Raw genomic sequence first — 19,426 nt, 5'->3', positions numbered from 1 at the left:
TACATGGGTCGCAGTTTAAAGAAGGGGCCGTTTATCGATGGCTACCTGCTGAAAAAAGTTGAGGAATTGAACGCGGCAGATAAGAAGGTCGTTGTTAAAACCTGGTCCCGTCGCTCAACTATTTTCCCTCAGTTTATCGGACATACGTTTGGTGTATATGACGGCCGCAAACACGTGCCTGTATACGTAACGGAAGATATGGTAGGGCACAAGTTGGGCGAGTTCGCGCCAACACGTACTTACAAAGGCCATGCGGGTGACGATAAGAAAACCAGAAGATAATTAAGGTCTTCGTTTGAGAGGAGGGACAACAATGGAAGCAAAAGCACATGCAAGATCGGTGCGGATTTCCGCTCGCAAAGCGAAACTGGTTGTTGACTTGATTCGCGGCAAGCAAGTGGGGGAAGCAATTGCAATTCTTCGCCACACTCCAAAATCCGCTTCTCCGGTAGTGGAGAAACTGCTTAACTCGGCAATTGCCAATGCTGAGCATAACTATTCTATGGACGTGAACAGTTTGTTCGTTAGCGAAGTTTTCGTTAACCAGGGTCCTACTATGAAACGTTTCCGTCCACGCGCCATGGGCCGTGCAAGCCGGATCAATAAACGTACCAGCCACATTACTTTGGTGGTATCTGAGAAATAAGGAGGGATAACACGTGGGTCAAAAGGTAAATCCAGTCGGACTCCGAATCGGTATTATTCGCGATTGGGAATCTAAATGGTATGCAGGCAAAGATTTCGGTACTCTTTTAATGGAAGACGTCAAAATCCGGGAATACCTTAAAGGTAAGTTGAAGGATTCCTCTGTTTCCCGCATCGAGATTGAAAGAGCGGCAAGCCGGGTGAATGTTACAATTCACACTGCTAAACCAGGTATGGTAATTGGTAAAGGCGGAGCAGAAGTAGAAGTACTTCGCAGCGCAGTTACAACTATCGCTGGCGGCAAAAAAGTGCACATCAACATCAATGAAATCAAACACCCTGAACTGGATGCAATTCTGGTTGCTGAAAGTATTGCACAACAATTGGAACGTCGCGTATCGTTCCGTCGTGCACTGAAACAAGCAATTCAAAGAACTATGCGTTCCGGCGCAAAGGGAATTAAAACTCAAGTTGGCGGACGTCTTGGCGGCGCTGAGATTGCCCGTTCAGAAGGTTATAGCGAAGGAACAGTTCCACTTCATACGCTTCGTGCCGATATCGACTACGGAACGGCTGAAGCACATACAACTTACGGCCGTATCGGTGTAAAAGTATGGATCTACCGTGGAGAAGTTCTTCCCCAGCTAAGAAACAAGCTGCTCAGGAAGGAGGCAACTAATCATGTTGGTACCAAAACGCGTTAAACACCGCAAGCAACAACGCGGTCACATGAAGGGTATGGCAAAAGGCGGTACTGAACTTAACTTCGGTGAATTCGGTCTGCAGGCTCTGGAGCCTTCTTGGATTACTAACCGTCAGATTGAAGCTGCACGTATCGCAATGACACGTTACATCAAACGTGGCGGTCAGGTTTGGATCAAGATTTTCCCAGATAAGCCTATTACTCAGAAGCCTCTTGAGGTTCGTATGGGTAGTGGTAAAGGTAACGTTGAGAAATGGGTAGCTGTAGTTAAACCGGGCAAGATTATGTTCGAACTCGGAGGCGTGTCGGAAGAAATCGCTCGTGAAGCGATGCGTCTTGCCGCTCACAAGCTGCCTGTAAAGACTAAGTTTGTGAAACGTGAAGAATTGGGTGGTGAAGCAAATGAAAGCTAATGAACTTCGCAACTTAACCACTGCCGAGATTGAACAGAAGATCGCTGGCTTTAAAGAAGAACTCTTCAATCTCCGTTTTCAATTGGCAACTGGCCAACTGGATAACCCGACTCGGATTCGTGATGTGCGCAAGGAAATAGCTCGTGCTAAAACCGTTATCCATCAAAGAGTACTTGGGATCAGTTAAGTGACGGCGGATTCTTAATCCGTAATCAGGAAGGAGGCTAACTATGAGCGAAGAACGTAATGCACGTAAAGTGCTGATCGGTAAAGTAGTCAGCGACAAAATGGATAAAACCATCGTAATTGCTGTTGAAACCTATAAAAAGCACAATTTGTACCACAAACGCATCAAGTCCACGAAGAAATTCAAGGCACATGATGAAGAAAATGTTGCAAAAATCGGTGATATCGTGAAAGTCATGGAAACTCGTCCATTGTCTAAGGACAAACGCTGGAGACTGGTTGAAGTGGTAGAAGCAGCGGTTATCATCTAAGACGACCTATGAAGCTTGATCGGAAGGAGGAAATTAATAATGATTCAACCATTTACACGTTTGCATGTGGCTGACAACTCTGGTGCGAAGGAACTGATGTGTATCCGCGTACTGGGTGGTACTGGACGCCGTACAGCAGCAATCGGTGATCTGATCGTTTGTTCCGTTAAACAAGCAACACCAGGCGGCGTTGTCAAAAAGGGTGATGTTGTTAAAGCGGTAGTTGTACGTACCAAACGTTCGGTTCGCCGTAAAGATGGATCTTACATTTCATTCGATGAAAACGCAGCTGTTGTTGTTAAAGACGACAGAAGCCCGCGCGGAACACGTATCTTCGGACCAGTTGCTCGCGAACTTCGCGATAAAGACTACATGAAGATCGTTTCCTTGGCACCGGAAGTAATCTAAAGGAAATGTCCCAAAAAGCGTCATAGGAGGTGTAATAAATGCCTAGAGTGAAAAAAGTTCTGGAATCCCATAACAATAAACTGCACGTGAAAAAAGATGATGTGGTGCTTGTGATCAGCGGGAAAGACAAAGGTAAAAAAGGCCGTGTCATCGCTGCTTATCCTCGTGAAAACCGCGTCCTGGTAGAAGGCGTGAACATGGTGAAAAAACACCAAAAGCCGAACCAGCTGAACCCACAAGGTGGAATCATCGAGCAGGAAGCTTCGATTCATGTGTCTAACGTAATGCACATTGATCCGAAGAGCGGTAAGGTTACACGTATTGGTTACAAAGTGCTCGATAACGGTAAGAAGGTTCGGGTAGCTAAGAGATCCGGAGAGATTATCGACTAATACAGTCCCAAAGAAAGGAGGTAAAGCTTCATGGCGGCAAGAATGAAAGAACGTTTTCTGAATGAAATTACACCTGCTTTGATGCAGAAGTTCAACTATACAACTGTTATGCAAGTGCCTAAGATCGAGAAGATCGTCATCAACATGGGTGTGGGTGATGCTGTTCAAAACTCCAAGGTACTTGATGCTGCAGTAAACGATATGCAACTGATCGCTGGTCAAAAGCCGGTAATCACCAAAGCAAAGAAATCCATCGCCGGTTTCAAACTGCGCGAAAATATGCCGATCGGGGTTAAAGTAACACTGCGCGGAGACCGCATGTATTACTTCCTGGACAAATTGCTTAACGTAACTCTTCCACGCGTACGTGACTTCCGTGGGGTTTCGTCTAAATCATTTGACGGTCGCGGTAACTATACACTTGGTCTTAAGGATCAACTGATTTTTCCCGAAATCGAATATGATAAAGTAGATAAAGCACGCGGTATGGACATCGTTATCGTAACAACTGCTAAGACGGATGAGGAATCCCGCGAGCTTCTGACTCAGCTGGGAATGCCTTTCACAAAATAAGGACGGTTCATCCATTTCTCCGAAAATGTTTAGGAGGTGTCAGGCTAAGTGGCAAAAACTTCAATGAAAGTTAAACAACAACGCGAGCCAAAGTTCAAAGTACGTGCATATACACGTTGCGAGCGTTGCGGTCGTCCACATTCGGTACTGCAAAAGTTCAAAATTTGCAGAATTTGTTTCCGTGAGTTAGCTTATAAAGGCCAGATTCCTGGCGTGAAAAAAGCAAGTTGGTAAGAAGTTTATAAACGGGAAGGAGGTTTACACAAATGACTATGTCTGATCCTATCGCAGATATGCTTACTCGTATTCGTAACGCCAACACTGTGCGTCACGAAACAGTAGAAATGCCTGCTTCGACAATGAAAAAACAAATCGCGGACATTCTGAAGCGTGAAGGTTTCATCCGTGATGCTGAATTCGTTGAAGACAGCAAACAAGGGATTATCCGTATCTTCTTGAAATACGGCCCGAACCAGGAGCGCGTTATCTCCGGTCTTAAAAGAATCAGTAAACCAGGCCTTCGCGTTTACACGAAGAGCAATGAAGTGCCTCGTGTACTCGGCGGTCTTGGAATCGCGATTATCTCCACATCTAAGGGAGTTATGACCGACAAGGAAGCTCGTCAGTCTAAATCGGGCGGAGAAGTTGTCTGCTACATTTGGTAATAAACGTCACAAGATAAGGAGGTGCAACACATGTCTCGTATTGGTCGCAAACCAATCGCAGTACCTAGCGGTGTAGATGTCACTTTGGACAACGCCGTTATTACAGTAAAAGGTCCTAAAGGCACTTTGACTCGTGAGCTTCATAAAGACATGAAGGTTACAGTTGAAAATAACGAAATCACCGTTGTTCGCCCGTCGGACAACAAATTGCATCGTTCACTTCACGGCACAACCCGCTCCGTTGTCAACAACATGGTTAGCGGTGTGACTGAAGGTTTCTCGAAATCTCTGGAGCTGGTTGGGGTCGGATATCGTGCAAGCAAATCCGGAGATAAAATCGTACTGAACGTTGGCTACTCCCATCCGGTAGAAATCACACCGGAAGCAGGCATCGAGTTCGAAGTTCCTGCGAACACCAAGATTATCGTTAAAGGGATCGACAAAGAACGTGTTGGCGCATATGCTGCCAAGATCCGTTCCGTACGCGAACCTGAGCCGTATAAAGGTAAAGGTATCAAATATGAAGGCGAGCGTATCATCCGCAAGGAAGGTAAAGCCGGTAAGAAAAAATAATCGGTTTGATCTTAATTGTAAGATACCCCGTGCATCTTAAAGTGAAGCTGATTACGGCAAACTGAAGGGAGTGAAAGGGAAGTCATGATTACAAAAGAGGATAAAAACAAGGCTCGTCTCAAAAGACACCTGCGTGTTCGCAAGAAAATTCAGGGAACTGCTGAGCGTCCACGTTTGAACGTGTTCCGTTCTTCGAAACACATCTACGCTCAACTGATCGATGACGTGACAGGCGTTACACTCGTATCTGCCTCGACACTGGATAAAGATCTGAGCGCTACTATCGGGAATGGCGGCAGCGTTGAAGCTGCAGGCAAAGTGGGTCAATTGATCGCTGAGCGCGCCAAAGAAAAAGGACATACTGTGGTTGTATTTGACCGCGGAGGATACTTGTACCATGGACGGATTCAGGCTTTGGCTGACGCAGCTCGCGAAGCTGGTCTTGAATTCTAGAATATTTCTAAAAGGAGGTTAACGACTTGCGTATAGATCCGAACAGTTTAGAGCTGACAGAAAGAGTTGTACACATCAACCGTGTAGCAAAAGTTGTAAAAGGCGGACGCCGTTTCAGCTTTAGCGCACTTGTTGTTGTGGGCGACGGCAACGGCTATGTCGGTGCAGGTATCGGTAAAGCCGGCGAAGTTCCGGACGCCATCCGTAAAGGCATTGAAGACGCCAAGAAAAACCTGATCCACATTCCAATCGTAGGAACTTCGATTCCCCATCTGGTTACTGGACATTTCGGCGCAGGACGCGTGCTGCTGAAACCAGCATCGGAAGGTACTGGCGTTATTGCCGGCGGTCCTGTTCGTGCGGTATTGGAATTGGCAGGCGTTGGCGACATTTTGACAAAATCTTTGGGTTCTTCGAATTCCATGAACATGGTCAATGCAACTCTGGAGGGACTTTCCCGCCTGAAACGCATTGAAGAGGTCGCGAAGCTTCGCGGCAAATCTGTCGAAGAATTACGCGGTTAAGGAGGGGAACGTCAATGGCAAAATTGCAAATCACCCTCGTACGCAGTGTGATTGGACGTCCGGAAACACAACGTGTTACTGTTAAGACGCTCGGCCTGCGTAAAACCAACTCGTCCGTAGTTCACAATGACACTCCTGCAATTCGCGGGATGATCAACAAAGTGAGCCACTTGTTATCCGTTACTGAAATTGAAGGCTAAACGCCTCTCATAAATTAACAAAAATAAGGAGGTGCAAACGATGAAGTTACATGAACTTGCTCCAGCTCCTGGTTCACGCAAAGAACGCAACCGCGTTGGCCGTGGTCCAAGTAGCGGGAACGGTAAAACTTCCGGCCGCGGTCATAAAGGGCAAAACTCCCGTTCCGGCGGCGGTGTTCGTCCGGGCTTCGAGGGTGGACAGAACCCGCTCTATCGTCGTCTGCCTAAACGTGGTTTCATCAATCCTACCCGTAAAGAGTATGCGATTGTGAACCTGGAAGATCTGAACAGCTTTGCTGAAGGAACAGAAGTGACTCCACAGTTGCTGATTGAAACTGGTGTTGTTAAGAATTCCAAAAGCGGCATTAAGATTCTCGGTAATGGCGAACTGGCCGTTAAATTGACTGTACAAGCAAATAAGTTCTCTCAATCTGCGGTAGAGAAAATCGAGGCTGCCGGCGGTAAAACCGAGGTGATCTAATGTTCAAGACGCTTAAGAATATATGGCATATTGAAGATTTGCGCAAAAAGATCCTGTTTACCCTGTTCGTTCTGATCATTTACCGCATCGGTTCTTTTGTACCGGTTCCTGGTGTGAACAAAGAAGTACTGGAATCAACAAATCAGGGCGGCGAAGCTTTGATGGGTCTTTTGAACACCTTCTCGGGCGGAGCGCTCAAAAACTTCTCAATCTTTGCGATCAGTATTTACCCGTACATTACGGCATCCATCATCGTGCAATTGCTCTCGATGGATGTTGTTCCCAAGTTTGCCGAATGGGCTAAACAAGGGGAGCACGGGAAAAAGCAACTGGCGCAAATTACCCGTTACGGCACCGTAGTACTCGGTCTGATTCAAGCCTTTGCTACATCGATCGGGTTTAACCGGATATATGGAACTGAGATGATTCCAAATGCAACCTTTGCGGATTACCTGCTTATCGCGATCATATTGACGGCGGGGACATCGTTCTTGATGTGGCTGGGTGAGCAGATAACAGAAAAGGGAATAGGAAACGGGATTTCGATCCTGATTTTTGCGGGCATCGTCGCCGCCATCCCGGGATATATTACCACTACGGCACAGTCAAGCTTTATTCAGCCGGATCAGGTGTTCCTGAATATTCTTAAAGTCGTTATTATACTGATCGTGATTGTAGCGATTATTACAGGGGTTATCTTTGTACAGCAAGGTATCCGGAAAATCCCTGTACAATACGCTAAACGAGTGGTCGGTAACAAAATGTACGGTGGACAGAATACACATATCCCGCTTAAGATTAATGCGGCAGGTGTAATTCCGGTTATCTTCGCCGTTTCGCTACTTCAATTTCCGATTGTAATCTCGAGCTTTTGGTCAACTCATGAATGGGCTAAATGGGTCACCAACAATCTTGCTCATGATAAGCCGCTAGGCATGGTTCTTTATGTGATCATGATCATCGGATTTACGTTCTTCTATACGTTTGTTCAGATGAATCCCCAGCAAATGGCTGACAACATGAAAAAGAATGGTGGTTACATCCCAGGAATCCGTCCAGGTAAGGCAACTGAGAAGTATTTAACCAGAGTGATGTCACGCCTGACGATGTCCGGTGCACTGTTTCTGGCTGTAATCTCTATCCTGCCTGTATTGTTCGGTTCTTTGTCCGGGTTGCCTCGGCAGGTACAGATTGGTGGTACAGCCCTGCTGATCGTAGTCGGTGTAGCACTGGATACGATGAAGCAGATCGAGAGCCAACTGATCAAACGCCATTACAAAGGCTTCATCAATAAATAGTCGATAGGTTCCGGAGAAGCATGAACTCACTGACTTTCCGGCACCTATTGTGCTGTTTCTTGCTTGGTGGCGAACTTTTGGGGGAGAAGAGAAATCGTGAACATTTTATTCATGGGCCCTCCTGGGGCAGGCAAGGGGACGCAGGCAGCTGTAGTTGTAAAAGAGCTTGGTATTCCTCATATTTCGACGGGAGATGCCTTCCGCTTGGCAATCAAGCAAGGTACACCTGTTGGACTCAAGGCCAAATCTTATATCGATCAAGGCTTGCTTGTACCTGATGATGTGACCATTGGAATTGTTGAAGAACGGCTGCAGCAGTCCGATTGCGAAAAAGGTTTTTTATTGGATGGCTTTCCAAGAACCCTTTCGCAAGCGGAAGCGCTGGAAGATATCTTGAGCCGCTTGAATCGTTCGCTGGATCATGTAATCAACTTGAATGTGGACCGTGGACTGCTGATGGCGCGTCTTACCGGGCGCCGGATCTGTACCGTCTGCGGAACATCCTACCATTTGATTTTCAACCCGCCGAAGCAGGAAGGCATTTGCGACATTGATGGCGGTGCATTGTATCAACGTCCGGATGACAACGAAGAGAGCGTAGGCAAGCGCCTGGACGAGTATGATAATAAGACAGCGCCTTTGCTTGCGTTTTATGACAATAAAGGTCTTTTGCGTCAGGTGAACGGGGAAAACGAAATCAATGTCGTTTCTTCCGAAATCGTATCTTTGCTGCGGGGTTAATGTAATGATCATTTGTAAATCCGAACAGGAACTTGCCTTTATGAGGGAAGCTGGTCGAATTGTTGCCGAGAGTCACCGGCTGATTGCTGAGGCTATTGAGCCAGGCATTACGACTGGAGAGCTCGACAGAATCGCCGATCAATACATTCGCAGTCAAGGTGCTGTGCCGTCTTTCAAAGGTTACAACGGTTTTCCTGCCAGCATTTGCGCTTCAGTCAACGAACAATTGGTGCACGGATTTCCGGGTAAGCGTAAACTGATCGAAGGCGATATTGTTACGCTGGATATTGGTGCAGAGTACCGCGGTTATCACGGTGATTCCGCCTGGACCTACGGTGTGGGCAGCATTTCCGAAGAAGCTCAGCGTTTGCTGGACGTCACGGAAGGCTCCTTGTACGCGGGACTGGCGTTAGTCAAACCGGATGTGCGCTTGTTTACAATCTCCCACGCCATTCAGCAATACATCGAGGATGCCGGGTTCTCCGTCGTGCGCGAGTATGTTGGCCATGGCATTGGGGCAGAACTGCATGAAGAACCGCAAATTCCGAATTATGGCATAGCGGACCGCGGACCACGTCTGAAGCCGGGTATGGTACTCGCGATTGAGCCGATGGTGAACGCAGGGGACAGATATGTCAGAACGCTGGAAGATAACTGGACGGTCGTTACGGTAGACGGTTCATTGTGTGCTCACTTTGAACATACAGTAGCTGTTACACCGGACGGCATGGAAATTTTCACAAAACTGAATGCGTAGGTGATCTTCATGAATATTGGGAGCAGCCCGCAGATTGGTCAAATCGTGAGAATTCTCAAAGGCAAGGATGCCGGAGAGGCTGCCGTTGTTATCGCAGTTGTGGATAGCAGATTTGTATATATTGCAGATGGGGACAAACGCAAGTTTGATGCGCCGAAGAAGAAGAATATTCAGCATTTGGAGCTCATACCCTTCATCAGCAGTGAGATTGTAGACAGTTTGGAAGAAACCGGCCGGGTGACGAACGGAAAACTGCGTTTTGCAGTCATGAAGTACGGTAAGCCTGCTGGAAAAAGTGCTAATGAGAAAGGAGACTAACTGTGGCTAAGGAAGATGTCATTGAAGTGGAAGGTACGGTCATTGAGCCGTTGCCGAATGCAACGTTTAAGGTAGAGCTTGAGAACGGTCATCAAATACTTGCCCATGTGTCCGGGAAATTGCGGATGCACTTTATCCGTATCCTAACCGGGGACAAAGTGGTCGTGCAGTTATCGCCTTATGATTTGTCTAAAGGCCGTATAACTTACCGTAAATAGATGGGAACTACAACAAAAGTTTTGCTTCGCAAAACTTTGAGGAGGTAATTAACATGAAGGTAAGACCTTCTGTAAAGCCCATTTGCGAAAAATGCAAAGTCATCCGCCGCAAAGGGACTGTTATGGTAATTTGCGAAAATCCGAAACACAAACAAAAACAAGGTTAAGAAGGGGGTGTAGCGTAAAATGGCTCGTATAGCTGGAGTGGATTTGCCACGTGATAAACGCGTTGAGATCGCCTTGACTTATATTTTCGGAATCGGTAAAACGACTTCCCAGAAAATTTTGAATGAAACAGGCATTGACGTTAACACACGTGTCCGTGATTTGACGGAAGATGAAGTCAGCAAATTGCGTGAAATGATCGACAAGTCAGTGAAGGTTGAAGGTGACCTGCGTCGTGAAATTTCCTTGAATATTAAACGTCTTACTGAGATCGGCTGCTACCGCGGTGTTCGCCACCGTCGTGGATTGCCTGTTCGCGGTCAACGTACCAAAACAAATGCCCGTACCCGGAAAGGCCCGCGTCGTACGGTAGCAAACAAAAAGAAATAAGAAGGGGTGATAAGAGACAATGGCTAAACCGAAAAAAGTCGTACGTACCAAACGTCGCGACCGTAAAAATATCGAGAGCGGCGTGGCACATATTCGTTCCACGTTCAACAACACTATCGTTACGATCACGGATCCTCACGGAAATGCAATTTCCTGGGCAAGCTCCGGCGGTCAAGGATTTAAAGGTTCCCGTAAATCGACTCCATTTGCAGCGCAAATGGCAGCCGAAACTGCTGCAAAAGCAGCTATGGAACACGGCATGAAGTCCGTTGAAGTTATGGTTAAAGGACCGGGCGCGGGCCGCGAAGCAGCCATCCGTTCCCTTCAGGCCGCTGGCCTTGAAGTCAACCTCATTAAAGACGTAACTCCGGTTCCTCACAATGGATGCCGTCCGCCGAAACGTCGCCGCGTATAATGAAATCAGAATTGTGATTGTGGTATAATTCTGACGCATCTGCTAATAATAGGTGTTTAGGCATACTACATGATGCACCTGATGGGGTGACAGTTTCATATAGGAGCGACGTTTGAAGGAGGGGTACACTCGTGATAGAAATCGAAAAGCCGAAGATTGAGACCGTAGAAGCCAATGATGAAGGAACCTATGGGAAATTCGTAGTTGAACCGCTGGAACGTGGATATGGCACGACTCTGGGGAACTCGCTTCGCCGGATCCTGCTTTCCTCCCTGCCGGGAGCCGCAGTGACTTCGGTCCAAATTGACGGCGTTCTGCATGAGTTCTCGACCGTTCCTGGCGTAATGGAAGATGTGACGGAGATCATTCTGAACCTTAAAGCTCTTTCCCTGAAGATTCATTCAGACGAAGAGAAAGTGTTCGAGATTGATGCTGAAGGTGAAGGCATCGTTACCGCAGGTGATATCCGTGCGGACAGCGATGTTGAGATCCTGAACCCGGATCTTCATATTGCAACGCTGGGACCTGGCGCGAGACTTCACATGCGAATTTTTGCAGGCCGTGGCCGCGGTTACGTCCAAGCGGACCGTAACAAACGCGAAGATCAGCCCATCGGCGTTATTCCGGTGGATTCCATCTATACGCCTATCTCCCGTGTGAATTACGGCATCGACAACACTCGTGTCGGTCAAGTGACCAACTACGACAAGCTGACGATGGAAATTTGGACGGATGGCAGTATTAGACCGGAAGAGGCTGTAAGCCTGGGAGCCAAAATTTTGAACGAGCACCTCGTTTTGTTCGTAGGTCTTACGGATGAAGCGAAAGACGCCGAAATTATGGTGGAAAAAGAAGAAGACAAAAAAGAAAAAGTGCTTGAGATGACAATCGAAGAGCTGGATCTTTCTGTTCGTTCTTACAACTGCCTCAAACGTGCCGGTATTAATACCGTACAAGAGCTGACTACGAAAACGGAAGAAGATATGATGAAGGTCCGCAACCTGGGCCGCAAATCTTTGGAAGAAGTTCAAGAGAAGCTTGAGGAACTGGGACTGGGACTCCGTACAGAAGAATAGCTGGCAGATTGCTTGAGTAAAGGAGGGAAAACAAATGGCATACCAAAAATTGGGCCGTGATTCCAGTGCGCGCAAAGCGTTGTTCCGCGACATGGTAACGGATCTGTTTCTTTATGAGCGCATCCAGACAACAGAAGCTAAAGCGAAGGAAGTCCGTTCCATCGCTGAAAAGCTGATCACCAAAGCGAAAAAAGGCGATCTTCATGCCCGCCGTCAAGTCGCTGCATTTGTTCGTCGCGAGACTGTAGATGGTGAACAGGATGCAATCCAGAAATTGTTCGCTGATATTGCTCCTCGTTACACAGAGCGTCCAGGCGGATACACTCGTATCCTGAAGCTGGGACCTCGCCGTGGCGACGCTGCGCCTATGGTTTATCTTGAACTGGTAGACCGCGCGTAGGATCACAAGTTATGATTTCCGGATGTACCCCTTAACGCACATACTTTTGATTTAGTATGGGCAGAGAAGTATTAACGTTATTGTGCTGCAGGGGCAATTGAGCCCTGCTGTGCAATATCCGCGGGAATCACCTTGTATAGAGTAGAAGGAGCTCCCGCCGGGGCTCTTTTTTTAATGTTGAACAGCTGCTGCAGTATGGAAATGGTGAAAGGAAGAACGGAATGCGTAATCTGTTGATGAAGGTCAATTATGACGGCACCCGCTATGATGGCTTTCAGACCCAGCCTCAGGGCAATACGATTCAAGACCATCTGGAACATGCCATTCTCCATCTAACCGGCGAGACGCTTAAGATTACGGGCTCAGGACGGACAGATGCAGGGGTGCATGCCTATGGCCAGCCGTTCAATTTCCTGACTGCTTCTAAAATTCCGCTTGAGCGGTGGTGTCTGGCGCTTAATGCCCGGCTGCCGCAGGATATCGTAGTCACTGAGGCACGGGAGGTCTCGCTTGAGTTCCACTCCCGCAGAGGGGCTAAGCGCAAAACTTACCGTTACACGATTAACGGCAACCGGTTCCCGGACCCGTTCCAGCGGCGCCTGCAGTATCATCATCCGGTGAAGCTGGACCTTCCTGCAATGCAGCAAGGTTTGGCCCATATCATTGGTACCCATGATTTCACGTCGTTCGCGTCCAGAAAGTCTACTAAGACTTCTCATGTCCGGACGATTTTTGAGGCTCATATGGAGGTTGACCATAGTATGTGCCGGAACGGGACTGCAGACCAGGGAGTGATTCACACTTATATTACGGGCAGCGGCTTTCTGCAGCATATGGTCCGCATTATAATGGGAACGCTGATACATGTGGGTGAAGGCAAAATCCGTGCGGAGGCGGTTGCGGATATTCTTGCAGCCTGTGACCGTGCGGCAGCGGGGCCTACGGCTGTAGCTCAGGGATTGGCACTGTGGAGCGTGGAATATGACGAGGCAGGGCTATAGGGTTCAACGCATTTATTTTTCTGAAAAAATATGCATTGAAAATTAGAAATCACTTGCGCTTGTTATGTTTATGCTGTAATATAAAAGTTGTGTTTTCTTGATGGCTATCCCACAGCCCCGATCAAGGAAATGCCAAAACCAAGCTTTTTTTAACTCACATAATCGTAATTTAATGAGAACTTAGATATACGAAACAGATGATTTTCGTACGAGAACAAGGAGGAAACATTCATGCGTACCACCTATATGGCGAAGCCGAACGAAGTTGAACGCAATTGGCACATTATTGATGCCGAAGGCAAAACACTTGGTCGTTTGGCCAGCGAAGCCGCTGCTTTGATCCGTGGCAAACACAAACCGCAATTCACTCCACATGTTGATACGGGAGATTTCGTAATTGTTATCAACGCTGAGAAGATTCACCTGACCGGCAAGAAATTGCAAAATAAGAAATACTACCGTCACTCGATGCACCCAGGCGGCTTGAAAGTTACTGTTGCTGAGGACCTGCTGAAAACAAAACCTGAACGTGTCATTGAATCCGCCGTACACGGTATGATTCCTAAGACTCGCCAAGGGGATCACATGAAGCTGAGACTCAAAGTATATGCAGGCGCCGAGCATCCACATGCAGCACAAAAACCTGAAGTTTACGAACTTCGCGGATAAGAATAGAGGAGGACAGTTTCATGGCACAAGTACAATACTATGGGACAGGTCGTCGTAAACATTCGGTAGCACGTGTTCGCCTTGTACCGGGTGAAGGACGCATTGTCATTAACAAACGCGAGATGGACGAATATTTCGGTGTGGAAACATTGAAGATGATCGTAAAACAACCTTTGAACCTGACTGAAACACTGGGCAACTACGATGTAATCGTTCTTGCTCACGGTGGCGGCATTTCGGGTCAAGCCGGAGCAATCCGTCACGGGATCGCCCGTGCCTTGCTGAAAGTTGATCCTGAATACCGTGGATCTTTGAAGAAAGCCGGATTCCTGACTCGTGACCCACGCATGAAGGAACGTAAGAAATACGGCCTTAAGGCTGCACGTCGTGCGCCTCAGTTCTCGAAACGTTAAGATCTCTTGTATATTAAGCCTCTGGCCCTTTGGGCCAGGGGCTTTGTTAATTTTTAAGAAAACCGCCATTCCCCAAAATACTCCAAAAACATTTCTCCCTTACACTACAGATATCCCGAGTTAGTATGTATCATAATCATTCATGCCTACATTGGCCCTGCCGGATTGCCGGCGGGGTACTTTTTTATTCCGAAACAACTGGAATCGGTGGCGCTCAAACTCTGTACACAACTTTCACCCAAAATGGATAAAACTATTGACTTCAGCTCTGAATGTCTTATACTATTCCATATAAGATTAGTTGGAATTAGCGGATTTGTTTGTTATGTGGAATACCAGGATGGAGGAATATAATAATGAACTTATTGGAGAAAGAAGATTTAATCAGAGTAAAGGCCGAAGAATTGGAACATGCAACACCGGAGGAAATCATCCGCTGGGCCGTAGAGACTTTTCCTAATATAACCTTTGCCTGCAGCTTCGGTGCCGAAGATGTAGTGCTGGTAGACATGCTTCAGAAGGTTAGTCCGTCCACAGATGTTTTTTATTTGGATACGGATTTTCATTTTAAAGAAACGTATGAGACCAGAGATATAATGGCCGATAAATACGGTATGGAATTTGTTCGTGTATCGCCGCAGATTACGCCGGCAGAGCAAGCCGTTCAATACGGCGAGGCGCTGTGGAGCACCGACCCCAATCAATGCTGCGCAATCCGCAAGGTAGAGCCGCTTACCCGGATTTTGTCGCAGTATGATGCCTGGATTACAGGAATCCGCCGTGACCAGGCACCAACCCGCGCCAATGCCAAAAAAGTCGAATACGACAATAAGTTCGGTCTTGTTAAGTTTAATCCGATTGCCAACTGGACTTCCGAGGATGTCTGGAATTATATCCGTGAGAACGATGTCGTTTACAACCCGCTGCATGATCGCAATTTCCCGAGTATTGGGTGCGAACAATGCACACGGGCGGTTATGCCGGGTGAAGATCCGCGTGCGGGCAGATGGTCAGGTTCGGATAAAACAGAATGCGGACTGCATAAATAAGGACAGAATTTGAATTGCACAGAAGGAGAGAGCGCATAAATGACTTCGATACTTCCTCATGGAGGAACACTGATTAGACGTGTAGCTGAAGGCGCACAGAGAGAAGAACTGCTTCAGCAGGCTTCAGGTTACAAATCAATACCCGTGAATACCTGGACTTTATCGGATTTGGATTTAATCGGGGTCGGTGCATTTTCGCCGCTTACCGGCTTTCTGAATGAAGAAGACTACCACTCTGTTGTCAAAAGCATGCGTCTTGCTGACGGCACGGTATGGAGCATCCCGGTTACGTTGTCTGTCGAGGATGAAGTGGCTTCCGGACTTGCCGTGGGCGACAGAGTGTCGCTGATCGGTGCGGAAGACGGGGTTATTTATGGACTGCTTGATATTGAGAGTATTTATGAGGCGGATCAGCAGTTTGAGGCGCAGAATGTGTTCAAAACGACGGACCCTGCACACCCTGGCGTGAGCAAATTACTGGCTAGGGCGTCAACCTATGTTGGAGGACCTATTACTGTTCTGAACCGTCCTGCGCCTGAGAAGTTCAAAGAGTTTTACTTCGATCCCGCAGAGACACGGCAAATCTTTGCTGAGAAAGGCTGGAGAACCGTTGTAGGCTTTCAGACCCGCAATCCGGTGCACCGCGCTCATGAGTACATTCAGAAATGCGCTATGGAGGTTGTGGATGCGTTATTTCTTAATCCTTTGGTGGGGGAGACGAAGTCTGATGATGTGCCGGCGGATGTACGCATGAAGAGCTATCTTGCTTTGTTGGAGAACTATTATCCGAAGGACCGCACCTTTCTAGGCGTGTTCCCCGCTGCCATGCGCTATGCCGGACCGCGGGAAGCGATCTTTCATGCGATGGTGCGTAAAAATTACGGCTGCACCCATTTTATTGTCGGCCGCGATCATGCGGGGGTGGGTGACTACTATGGCACCTACGAAGCTCAAGAGATTTTCTCGAATTTCACGGCGGATGAGCTGGGAATCACTCCTCTGTTTTTTGAACACAGCTTCTTCTGTGTAAAATGCGGAAATATGGCTTCAAGCAAAACCTGTCCGCATCCGGGGGATCAGCATTTGACGCTTTCAGGCACCAAGGTCCGGGGACTTCTGCGGGATGGCAAGTGTCCGCCACCGGAGTTTACGCGTCCTGAAGTAGCAGAGATTCTCATCGAGGGAATGTCTGTAGAAGTCACCGCCCAATCCTAAATAGCCAGTACTATTTGGCCCTCTTGTCCCATATAGATGAGTAGAATCTATCGGGACGAGGGGGTCTTTGTTATGTCTGGCCGAAAGCAGGGGAAAGTCTCGGTCTGGATCTCGTGGAGCAGCATTAAAAAAGGCATGCTTGGTGCTGTCCTGCTGGCGGTGATGATCGGGATTATTGCCTATGATATGCCAACCGCCAAAACACTGAATTACTGGAGTCTGCCGCTGTCGGGCAAAGTCATTGCCATTGATGCCGGGCATGGGGGCCCTGATGGGGGAGCGGTCAGCCGGGAGGGCCTGATTGAGAAGGATATTAACCTTTCGGTTTCTCTATATTTGCGGGATTACCTGCAGCAGGCGGGAGCGATAGTGGTTATGACCCGTGAAGGGGATTACGACCTGGCCCAGCAGGATACGAAGGGCTACTCCAAACGGAAAACAGAAGACCTGAAGCAACGGGTAAGAAGCATTGAAGAGAAGAGGGCAGATTTGTTTGTAAGTGTGCATATGAACAGTGTGCCTTCAGGACGCTGGAGCGGTGCCCAGACCTTCTATTACCCGAATAACACAGGCAACAAGGCTTTAGCGGGTTTTGTGCAGGCTGAGCTGAAAGCGACACTTGAGAATACCGACCGGATAGCCAAGACTGTAAATACTGTATATTTGCTGAAAGCTTTGAAAATGCCTGCTGTGCTTGTGGAGGTTGGCTTCCTGTCCCATCCACAGGAGTCGGCGCTGCTTGGAGACGATGTCTACCAGCGGAAGGTGGCCACCAGCATCTACCGCGGGATTTTGCGGTACGCCTCGGAACAGCCTTAGCCGTTACTACGTTTTGCGGAAGGGTAATGTTATAATAGATCCAAAATACCGGAACCTTACCCGTCCGGAGAGAAAATAGAGGTGCTTTCCATGCTGACCAGGGAACAAATTCAGGAACTATTGCAGCCGCTTACTGACCCGGAATCCGGAAAAAGCCTTATTGAATTGCAGCTGATTCGCGATATCATGGTCAAGGAAGACCGGATATCCCTATCGCTCGTATGTCTGGATACCGATGAGAAAAGCCGTATGGAGCTCGAGCAGAAGGTTCGTGATCTGCTGACAGAAGGAGGCGCGGGCAATATTCATATCCGGCTGCGTGATGCAACCGATTATGAGCGCTCTATCCTTCGCGGAGAGAGCACGGAGGACAAGCCGGAGCCGGAACAGGGCGGGGCGCTCAAAGGACACGCAGCGGGCCTTGAGGGGCACGAGCTGATCAATAAGGATTCAGGAGTGAACTTCATCGCGATTGCCAGCGGCAAAGGCGGAGTAGGCAAGTCTACTGTAACCGTTAATCTGGCGGTCGCACTGGCCCGGAAAGGCAAAAAAGTCGGACTGATTGATGCGGATATCTACGGCTTCAGCATTCCGGATATGATGGGAATTGAAGAAGGACCGATCGTGGAAGAAGGAACGATTATTCCTGTAGAACGTTTCGGAGTAAAAGTCATGTCTATGGGCTTTTTTATCCGCGAGAATAGCCCCGTGATCTGGCGCGGGCCAATGCTTGGCAAAATGCTCCGCCAGTTCTTCAGCGATGTCGGCTGGGGTGAGCTTGACTATATGCTCCTCGATCTGCCCCCAGGTACAGGCGATGTGGCACTTGATGTCCATCAGATGCTTCCGCACAGTAAGGAGATCATTGTTACCACCCCTCATGCGACAGCAGCCTTTGTGGCGGCCCGAGCGGGCTCAATGGCCCTGCAGACCGATCATGAGGTCCTTGGAGTCATTGAGAATATGGCTTATTACGAGTGTTCGTCCTGCGGAAAGAAGGATTATATCTTCGGCCGGGGAGGCGGAGCAAGACTGGCGGAAACCCTGCACACGGAGCTGCTTGCCCAAATACCTCTGGGTGCACCGGATAATCATATTTCCGAGCCGGACTTCTCGCCGTCAGTATATAAGGCGGAGACCGCAACGGCGCAGCTGTTCGCTGAAATTGCTGACAAGCTGATTGCCAACAATGAGCAGTAAACCAAAAGAGGCCGTTCCCTTTACCGGGAGGGCCTCTTTTGTCTTAGGAACCTGAATCATCGCCGCCTTGTTTACTTCCGCCGCTGCCCTTGTCCTCTCCTTCTTTACCCGCCCCCTTTTTTCTACCTTAGGCTGCAGTTCGTCCTGGACCACAGTCTTCAGAAGATCGAGCACCTCCATGCGGAACAATGGATTCTGCATGGCTTCCTGCATGATGGTCATGGATTGCTTGCGGTAATCGGAGGTTTTGGTAAGATCAAGGAACATCTTCATCATTTCAGGTGATTTCATGATTTCGGCGACTGACTTTTGGTATGTTGGATCTTTGATTAGCTGAAGGTGAAGCTCCTTGCTTTGTGAATTGACCGCTTTGGCAAAGTCACCTGCGAACTTCGGATCGGTCATGATTTTTTCAATTTCCTTCTGGTACTCCGGTGCTGTAATTGTGTCCTTTACCGCGACGCGGATTTGCTCAGTGGTTTGCAGCGGCATCATTTTCATGCTTAATCCGCTGGTGCTGGTTCCTTCAGAGCCGGAGCTTGGGGTGGACAGAGCCTCCTCGACCGCTTTTTTTCCCTCTTCGCTTTTCAATATATCTACAACCATGGTCTTCATTTCCTTGTAACTGACTTGTCCGGAAGAGGAACCGCTCTGTTCGCTTCCACATGCCGTTAAGGCCATAACCATGCTAAGCACCAAGCTTCCAGTCCACAAAGTCCTCCACTTCATTGGCGCTGCCCTCCTTTATGGGATTC

General features: G+C 48.2%; 32 protein-coding genes and 2 pseudogenes. 33 read left to right on the top strand and 1 reads right to left on the bottom strand.

Annotated elements, in window-relative coordinates; translation table 11 throughout:
- Nucleotides 1–3 precede the first annotated feature (3 nt).
- The 33 genes and pseudogenes from rpsS (at nucleotide 4) to JI735_RS05230 (ending at nucleotide 18,671) form a co-directional block, all read left to right on the top strand.
- Complete coding sequence (gene rpsS, locus JI735_RS05390) at nucleotides 4–282, top strand: 30S ribosomal protein S19 (protein WP_019908227.1); 279 nt, start codon at nucleotides 4–6, stop codon at nucleotides 280–282.
- Between the two features lie 31 nt (nucleotides 283–313).
- Nucleotides 314–646, top strand: a complete 333-nt coding sequence (gene rplV / locus JI735_RS05385) for a 50S ribosomal protein L22 (protein ID WP_019908228.1) — start codon at nucleotides 314–316, stop codon at nucleotides 644–646.
- 13 nt (nucleotides 647–659) lie between these two features.
- Nucleotides 660–1,324 (top strand): annotated as a pseudogene (rpsC, locus tag JI735_RS05380) (30S ribosomal protein S3).
- A gap of 2 nt (nucleotides 1,325–1,326) precedes the next feature.
- A complete protein-coding gene (gene rplP, locus JI735_RS05375; protein WP_020427064.1) occupies nucleotides 1,327–1,761 on the top strand; it encodes a 50S ribosomal protein L16 in 435 nt (144 codons plus the stop codon).
- A complete protein-coding gene (gene rpmC / locus JI735_RS05370) occupies nucleotides 1,751–1,948 on the top strand; it encodes a 50S ribosomal protein L29 (RefSeq protein ID WP_019908232.1) in 198 nt (65 codons plus the stop codon). Before rplP ends, rpmC begins: the two co-directional genes overlap by 11 nt.
- Nucleotides 1,949–1,991: 43 nt before the next feature.
- On the top strand, nucleotides 1,992–2,258 hold the full coding sequence (gene rpsQ / locus JI735_RS05365; protein ID WP_020427063.1) for a 30S ribosomal protein S17: 267 nt from the start codon (nucleotides 1,992–1,994) through the stop codon (nucleotides 2,256–2,258).
- 39 nt (nucleotides 2,259–2,297) lie between these two features.
- Nucleotides 2,298–2,666: a 50S ribosomal protein L14 gene (gene rplN / locus JI735_RS05360; protein WP_020427062.1), complete on the top strand. Its 369-nt coding sequence runs from the start codon at nucleotides 2,298–2,300 to the stop codon at nucleotides 2,664–2,666.
- A 38-nt stretch (nucleotides 2,667–2,704) separates the two neighbouring features.
- On the top strand, nucleotides 2,705–3,058 hold the full coding sequence (gene rplX / locus JI735_RS05355) for a 50S ribosomal protein L24 (protein WP_019908235.1): 354 nt from the start codon (nucleotides 2,705–2,707) through the stop codon (nucleotides 3,056–3,058).
- 30 nt (nucleotides 3,059–3,088) lie between these two features.
- On the top strand, nucleotides 3,089–3,631 hold the full coding sequence (gene rplE / locus JI735_RS05350; RefSeq protein WP_020427061.1) for a 50S ribosomal protein L5: 543 nt from the start codon (nucleotides 3,089–3,091) through the stop codon (nucleotides 3,629–3,631).
- 48 nt (nucleotides 3,632–3,679) lie between these two features.
- On the top strand, nucleotides 3,680–3,865 hold the full coding sequence (locus JI735_RS05345; protein WP_036589425.1) for a type Z 30S ribosomal protein S14: 186 nt from the start codon (nucleotides 3,680–3,682) through the stop codon (nucleotides 3,863–3,865).
- A 32-nt stretch (nucleotides 3,866–3,897) separates the two neighbouring features.
- Complete coding sequence (rpsH, locus tag JI735_RS05340) at nucleotides 3,898–4,296, top strand: 30S ribosomal protein S8 (RefSeq protein WP_019908239.1); 399 nt, start codon at nucleotides 3,898–3,900, stop codon at nucleotides 4,294–4,296.
- Between the two features lie 30 nt (nucleotides 4,297–4,326).
- Nucleotides 4,327–4,869 (top strand): 50S ribosomal protein L6, encoded by a 543-nt coding sequence (rplF, locus tag JI735_RS05335; RefSeq protein ID WP_038597058.1) that lies wholly within the window; start codon nucleotides 4,327–4,329, stop codon nucleotides 4,867–4,869.
- Between the two features lie 84 nt (nucleotides 4,870–4,953).
- On the top strand, nucleotides 4,954–5,322 hold the full coding sequence (gene rplR / locus JI735_RS05330; RefSeq protein WP_039832602.1) for a 50S ribosomal protein L18: 369 nt from the start codon (nucleotides 4,954–4,956) through the stop codon (nucleotides 5,320–5,322).
- Nucleotides 5,323–5,348: 26 nt separating this feature from the next.
- Nucleotides 5,349–5,846: a 30S ribosomal protein S5 gene (gene rpsE / locus JI735_RS05325; RefSeq protein ID WP_019908242.1), complete on the top strand. Its 498-nt coding sequence runs from the start codon at nucleotides 5,349–5,351 to the stop codon at nucleotides 5,844–5,846.
- A gap of 14 nt (nucleotides 5,847–5,860) precedes the next feature.
- A complete protein-coding gene (gene rpmD / locus JI735_RS05320; protein WP_019908243.1) occupies nucleotides 5,861–6,046 on the top strand; it encodes a 50S ribosomal protein L30 in 186 nt (61 codons plus the stop codon).
- Nucleotides 6,047–6,086: 40 nt separating this feature from the next.
- Complete coding sequence (gene rplO / locus JI735_RS05315; protein WP_020427058.1) at nucleotides 6,087–6,527, top strand: 50S ribosomal protein L15; 441 nt, start codon at nucleotides 6,087–6,089, stop codon at nucleotides 6,525–6,527.
- Nucleotides 6,527–7,825 carry a preprotein translocase subunit SecY gene (gene secY, locus JI735_RS05310; protein ID WP_020427057.1) on the top strand — a complete coding sequence of 433 codons (1,299 nt, stop codon included), beginning with the start codon at nucleotides 6,527–6,529 and terminating at the stop codon, nucleotides 7,823–7,825. Before rplO ends, secY begins: the two co-directional genes overlap by 1 nt.
- 96 nt (nucleotides 7,826–7,921) lie before the next feature.
- Nucleotides 7,922–8,566, top strand: a complete 645-nt coding sequence (locus JI735_RS05305; RefSeq protein ID WP_025706581.1) for an adenylate kinase — start codon at nucleotides 7,922–7,924, stop codon at nucleotides 8,564–8,566.
- Between the two features lie 4 nt (nucleotides 8,567–8,570).
- A complete protein-coding gene (gene map / locus JI735_RS05300; RefSeq protein ID WP_020427055.1) occupies nucleotides 8,571–9,323 on the top strand; it encodes a type I methionyl aminopeptidase in 753 nt (250 codons plus the stop codon).
- Between the two features lie 9 nt (nucleotides 9,324–9,332).
- Nucleotides 9,333–9,641: a KOW domain-containing RNA-binding protein gene (locus tag JI735_RS05295; protein WP_039832603.1), complete on the top strand. Its 309-nt coding sequence runs from the start codon at nucleotides 9,333–9,335 to the stop codon at nucleotides 9,639–9,641.
- 2 nt (nucleotides 9,642–9,643) lie between these two features.
- Nucleotides 9,644–9,859, top strand: coding sequence for a translation initiation factor IF-1 (infA, locus tag JI735_RS05290; RefSeq protein WP_018753971.1), 216 nt, complete (start codon nucleotides 9,644–9,646; stop codon nucleotides 9,857–9,859).
- A gap of 53 nt (nucleotides 9,860–9,912) precedes the next feature.
- Nucleotides 9,913–10,026 carry a 50S ribosomal protein L36 gene (gene rpmJ, locus JI735_RS05285; protein ID WP_003322638.1) on the top strand — a complete coding sequence of 38 codons (114 nt, stop codon included), beginning with the start codon at nucleotides 9,913–9,915 and terminating at the stop codon, nucleotides 10,024–10,026.
- A gap of 19 nt (nucleotides 10,027–10,045) precedes the next feature.
- Entirely contained in the window at nucleotides 10,046–10,414 is a 369-nt protein-coding gene (rpsM, locus tag JI735_RS05280) for a 30S ribosomal protein S13 (RefSeq protein WP_020427053.1), read from the top strand.
- 19 nt (nucleotides 10,415–10,433) lie between these two features.
- Nucleotides 10,434–10,829 (top strand): 30S ribosomal protein S11, encoded by a 396-nt coding sequence (gene rpsK, locus JI735_RS05275; RefSeq protein WP_020427052.1) that lies wholly within the window; start codon nucleotides 10,434–10,436, stop codon nucleotides 10,827–10,829.
- A 131-nt stretch (nucleotides 10,830–10,960) separates the two neighbouring features.
- Entirely contained in the window at nucleotides 10,961–11,905 is a 945-nt protein-coding gene (locus JI735_RS05270; RefSeq protein WP_019908253.1) for a DNA-directed RNA polymerase subunit alpha, read from the top strand.
- Nucleotides 11,906–11,939: 34 nt separating this feature from the next.
- Nucleotides 11,940–12,305 carry a 50S ribosomal protein L17 gene (gene rplQ, locus JI735_RS05265; RefSeq protein ID WP_020427051.1) on the top strand — a complete coding sequence of 122 codons (366 nt, stop codon included), beginning with the start codon at nucleotides 11,940–11,942 and terminating at the stop codon, nucleotides 12,303–12,305.
- A gap of 221 nt (nucleotides 12,306–12,526) precedes the next feature.
- Entirely contained in the window at nucleotides 12,527–13,306 is a 780-nt protein-coding gene (truA, locus tag JI735_RS05260) for a tRNA pseudouridine(38-40) synthase TruA (protein WP_039832604.1), read from the top strand.
- A 231-nt stretch (nucleotides 13,307–13,537) separates the two neighbouring features.
- Nucleotides 13,538–13,975 carry a 50S ribosomal protein L13 gene (rplM, locus tag JI735_RS05255; RefSeq protein ID WP_020427049.1) on the top strand — a complete coding sequence of 146 codons (438 nt, stop codon included), beginning with the start codon at nucleotides 13,538–13,540 and terminating at the stop codon, nucleotides 13,973–13,975.
- A 20-nt stretch (nucleotides 13,976–13,995) separates the two neighbouring features.
- A complete protein-coding gene (rpsI, locus tag JI735_RS05250) occupies nucleotides 13,996–14,388 on the top strand; it encodes a 30S ribosomal protein S9 (protein ID WP_020427048.1) in 393 nt (130 codons plus the stop codon).
- A 356-nt stretch (nucleotides 14,389–14,744) separates the two neighbouring features.
- Nucleotides 14,745–15,437, top strand: coding sequence for a phosphoadenylyl-sulfate reductase (locus JI735_RS05245; RefSeq protein WP_039832605.1), 693 nt, complete (start codon nucleotides 14,745–14,747; stop codon nucleotides 15,435–15,437).
- A gap of 39 nt (nucleotides 15,438–15,476) precedes the next feature.
- Complete coding sequence (gene sat / locus JI735_RS05240; RefSeq protein WP_039832606.1) at nucleotides 15,477–16,652, top strand: sulfate adenylyltransferase; 1,176 nt, start codon at nucleotides 15,477–15,479, stop codon at nucleotides 16,650–16,652.
- A gap of 72 nt (nucleotides 16,653–16,724) precedes the next feature.
- A complete protein-coding gene (gene cwlD / locus JI735_RS05235) occupies nucleotides 16,725–17,471 on the top strand; it encodes an N-acetylmuramoyl-L-alanine amidase CwlD (protein WP_039832607.1) in 747 nt (248 codons plus the stop codon).
- 90 nt (nucleotides 17,472–17,561) lie between these two features.
- On the top strand, nucleotides 17,562–18,671 hold the full coding sequence (locus JI735_RS05230) for an Mrp/NBP35 family ATP-binding protein (protein WP_039832608.1): 1,110 nt from the start codon (nucleotides 17,562–17,564) through the stop codon (nucleotides 18,669–18,671).
- A 43-nt stretch (nucleotides 18,672–18,714) separates the two neighbouring features.
- On the opposite strand, the pseudogene gerD reads toward JI735_RS05230, so the two are convergent.
- Nucleotides 18,715–19,400 (bottom strand): annotated as a pseudogene (gene gerD / locus JI735_RS05225) (spore germination lipoprotein GerD).
- Nucleotides 19,401–19,426 lie beyond the last annotated feature (26 nt).

Origin of the sequence: Paenibacillus sonchi (genome assembly GCF_016772475.1) — a bacterium.
GTDB lineage: Bacteria > Bacillota > Bacilli > Paenibacillales > Paenibacillaceae > Paenibacillus_AQ > Paenibacillus_AQ sonchi.
The sequence above is the reverse complement of the archived record's forward strand: the minus strand, read 5'-3'. Positions and strand labels throughout refer to the sequence as shown.

Bases quoted from the DNA above. Each gene is read 5' to 3' on its own strand.
- rpsS (WP_019908227.1), top strand. From the start codon at position 4: ATGGGTCGCAGTTTAAAGAAGGGGCCGTTTATCGATGGCTACCTGCTG.
- rplV (WP_019908228.1), top strand. From the start codon at position 314: ATGGAAGCAAAAGCACATGCAAGATCGGTGCGGATTTCCGCTCGCAAA.
- rplP (WP_020427064.1), top strand. From the start codon at position 1,327: ATGTTGGTACCAAAACGCGTTAAACACCGCAAGCAACAACGCGGTCAC.
- rpmC (WP_019908232.1), top strand. From the start codon at position 1,751: ATGAAAGCTAATGAACTTCGCAACTTAACCACTGCCGAGATTGAACAG.
- rpsQ (WP_020427063.1), top strand. From the start codon at position 1,992: ATGAGCGAAGAACGTAATGCACGTAAAGTGCTGATCGGTAAAGTAGTC.
- rplN (WP_020427062.1), top strand. From the start codon at position 2,298: ATGATTCAACCATTTACACGTTTGCATGTGGCTGACAACTCTGGTGCG.
- rplX (WP_019908235.1), top strand. From the start codon at position 2,705: ATGCCTAGAGTGAAAAAAGTTCTGGAATCCCATAACAATAAACTGCAC.
- rplE (WP_020427061.1), top strand. From the start codon at position 3,089: ATGGCGGCAAGAATGAAAGAACGTTTTCTGAATGAAATTACACCTGCT.
- rpsH (WP_019908239.1), top strand. From the start codon at position 3,898: ATGACTATGTCTGATCCTATCGCAGATATGCTTACTCGTATTCGTAAC.
- rplF (WP_038597058.1), top strand. From the start codon at position 4,327: ATGTCTCGTATTGGTCGCAAACCAATCGCAGTACCTAGCGGTGTAGAT.
- rplR (WP_039832602.1), top strand. From the start codon at position 4,954: ATGATTACAAAAGAGGATAAAAACAAGGCTCGTCTCAAAAGACACCTG.
- rpmD (WP_019908243.1), top strand. From the start codon at position 5,861: ATGGCAAAATTGCAAATCACCCTCGTACGCAGTGTGATTGGACGTCCG.
- rplO (WP_020427058.1), top strand. From the start codon at position 6,087: ATGAAGTTACATGAACTTGCTCCAGCTCCTGGTTCACGCAAAGAACGC.
- secY (WP_020427057.1), top strand. From the start codon at position 6,527: ATGTTCAAGACGCTTAAGAATATATGGCATATTGAAGATTTGCGCAAA.
- map (WP_020427055.1), top strand. From the start codon at position 8,571: ATGATCATTTGTAAATCCGAACAGGAACTTGCCTTTATGAGGGAAGCT.
- JI735_RS05295 (WP_039832603.1), top strand. From the start codon at position 9,333: ATGAATATTGGGAGCAGCCCGCAGATTGGTCAAATCGTGAGAATTCTC.
- rpmJ (WP_003322638.1), top strand. From the start codon at position 9,913: ATGAAGGTAAGACCTTCTGTAAAGCCCATTTGCGAAAAATGCAAAGTC.
- rpsM (WP_020427053.1), top strand. From the start codon at position 10,046: ATGGCTCGTATAGCTGGAGTGGATTTGCCACGTGATAAACGCGTTGAG.
- rpsK (WP_020427052.1), top strand. From the start codon at position 10,434: ATGGCTAAACCGAAAAAAGTCGTACGTACCAAACGTCGCGACCGTAAA.
- rplQ (WP_020427051.1), top strand. From the start codon at position 11,940: ATGGCATACCAAAAATTGGGCCGTGATTCCAGTGCGCGCAAAGCGTTG.
- truA (WP_039832604.1), top strand. From the start codon at position 12,527: ATGCGTAATCTGTTGATGAAGGTCAATTATGACGGCACCCGCTATGAT.
- rplM (WP_020427049.1), top strand. From the start codon at position 13,538: ATGCGTACCACCTATATGGCGAAGCCGAACGAAGTTGAACGCAATTGG.
- rpsI (WP_020427048.1), top strand. From the start codon at position 13,996: ATGGCACAAGTACAATACTATGGGACAGGTCGTCGTAAACATTCGGTA.
- JI735_RS05245 (WP_039832605.1), top strand. From the start codon at position 14,745: ATGAACTTATTGGAGAAAGAAGATTTAATCAGAGTAAAGGCCGAAGAA.
- sat (WP_039832606.1), top strand. From the start codon at position 15,477: ATGACTTCGATACTTCCTCATGGAGGAACACTGATTAGACGTGTAGCT.
- cwlD (WP_039832607.1), top strand. From the start codon at position 16,725: ATGTCTGGCCGAAAGCAGGGGAAAGTCTCGGTCTGGATCTCGTGGAGC.
- JI735_RS05230 (WP_039832608.1), top strand. From the start codon at position 17,562: ATGCTGACCAGGGAACAAATTCAGGAACTATTGCAGCCGCTTACTGAC.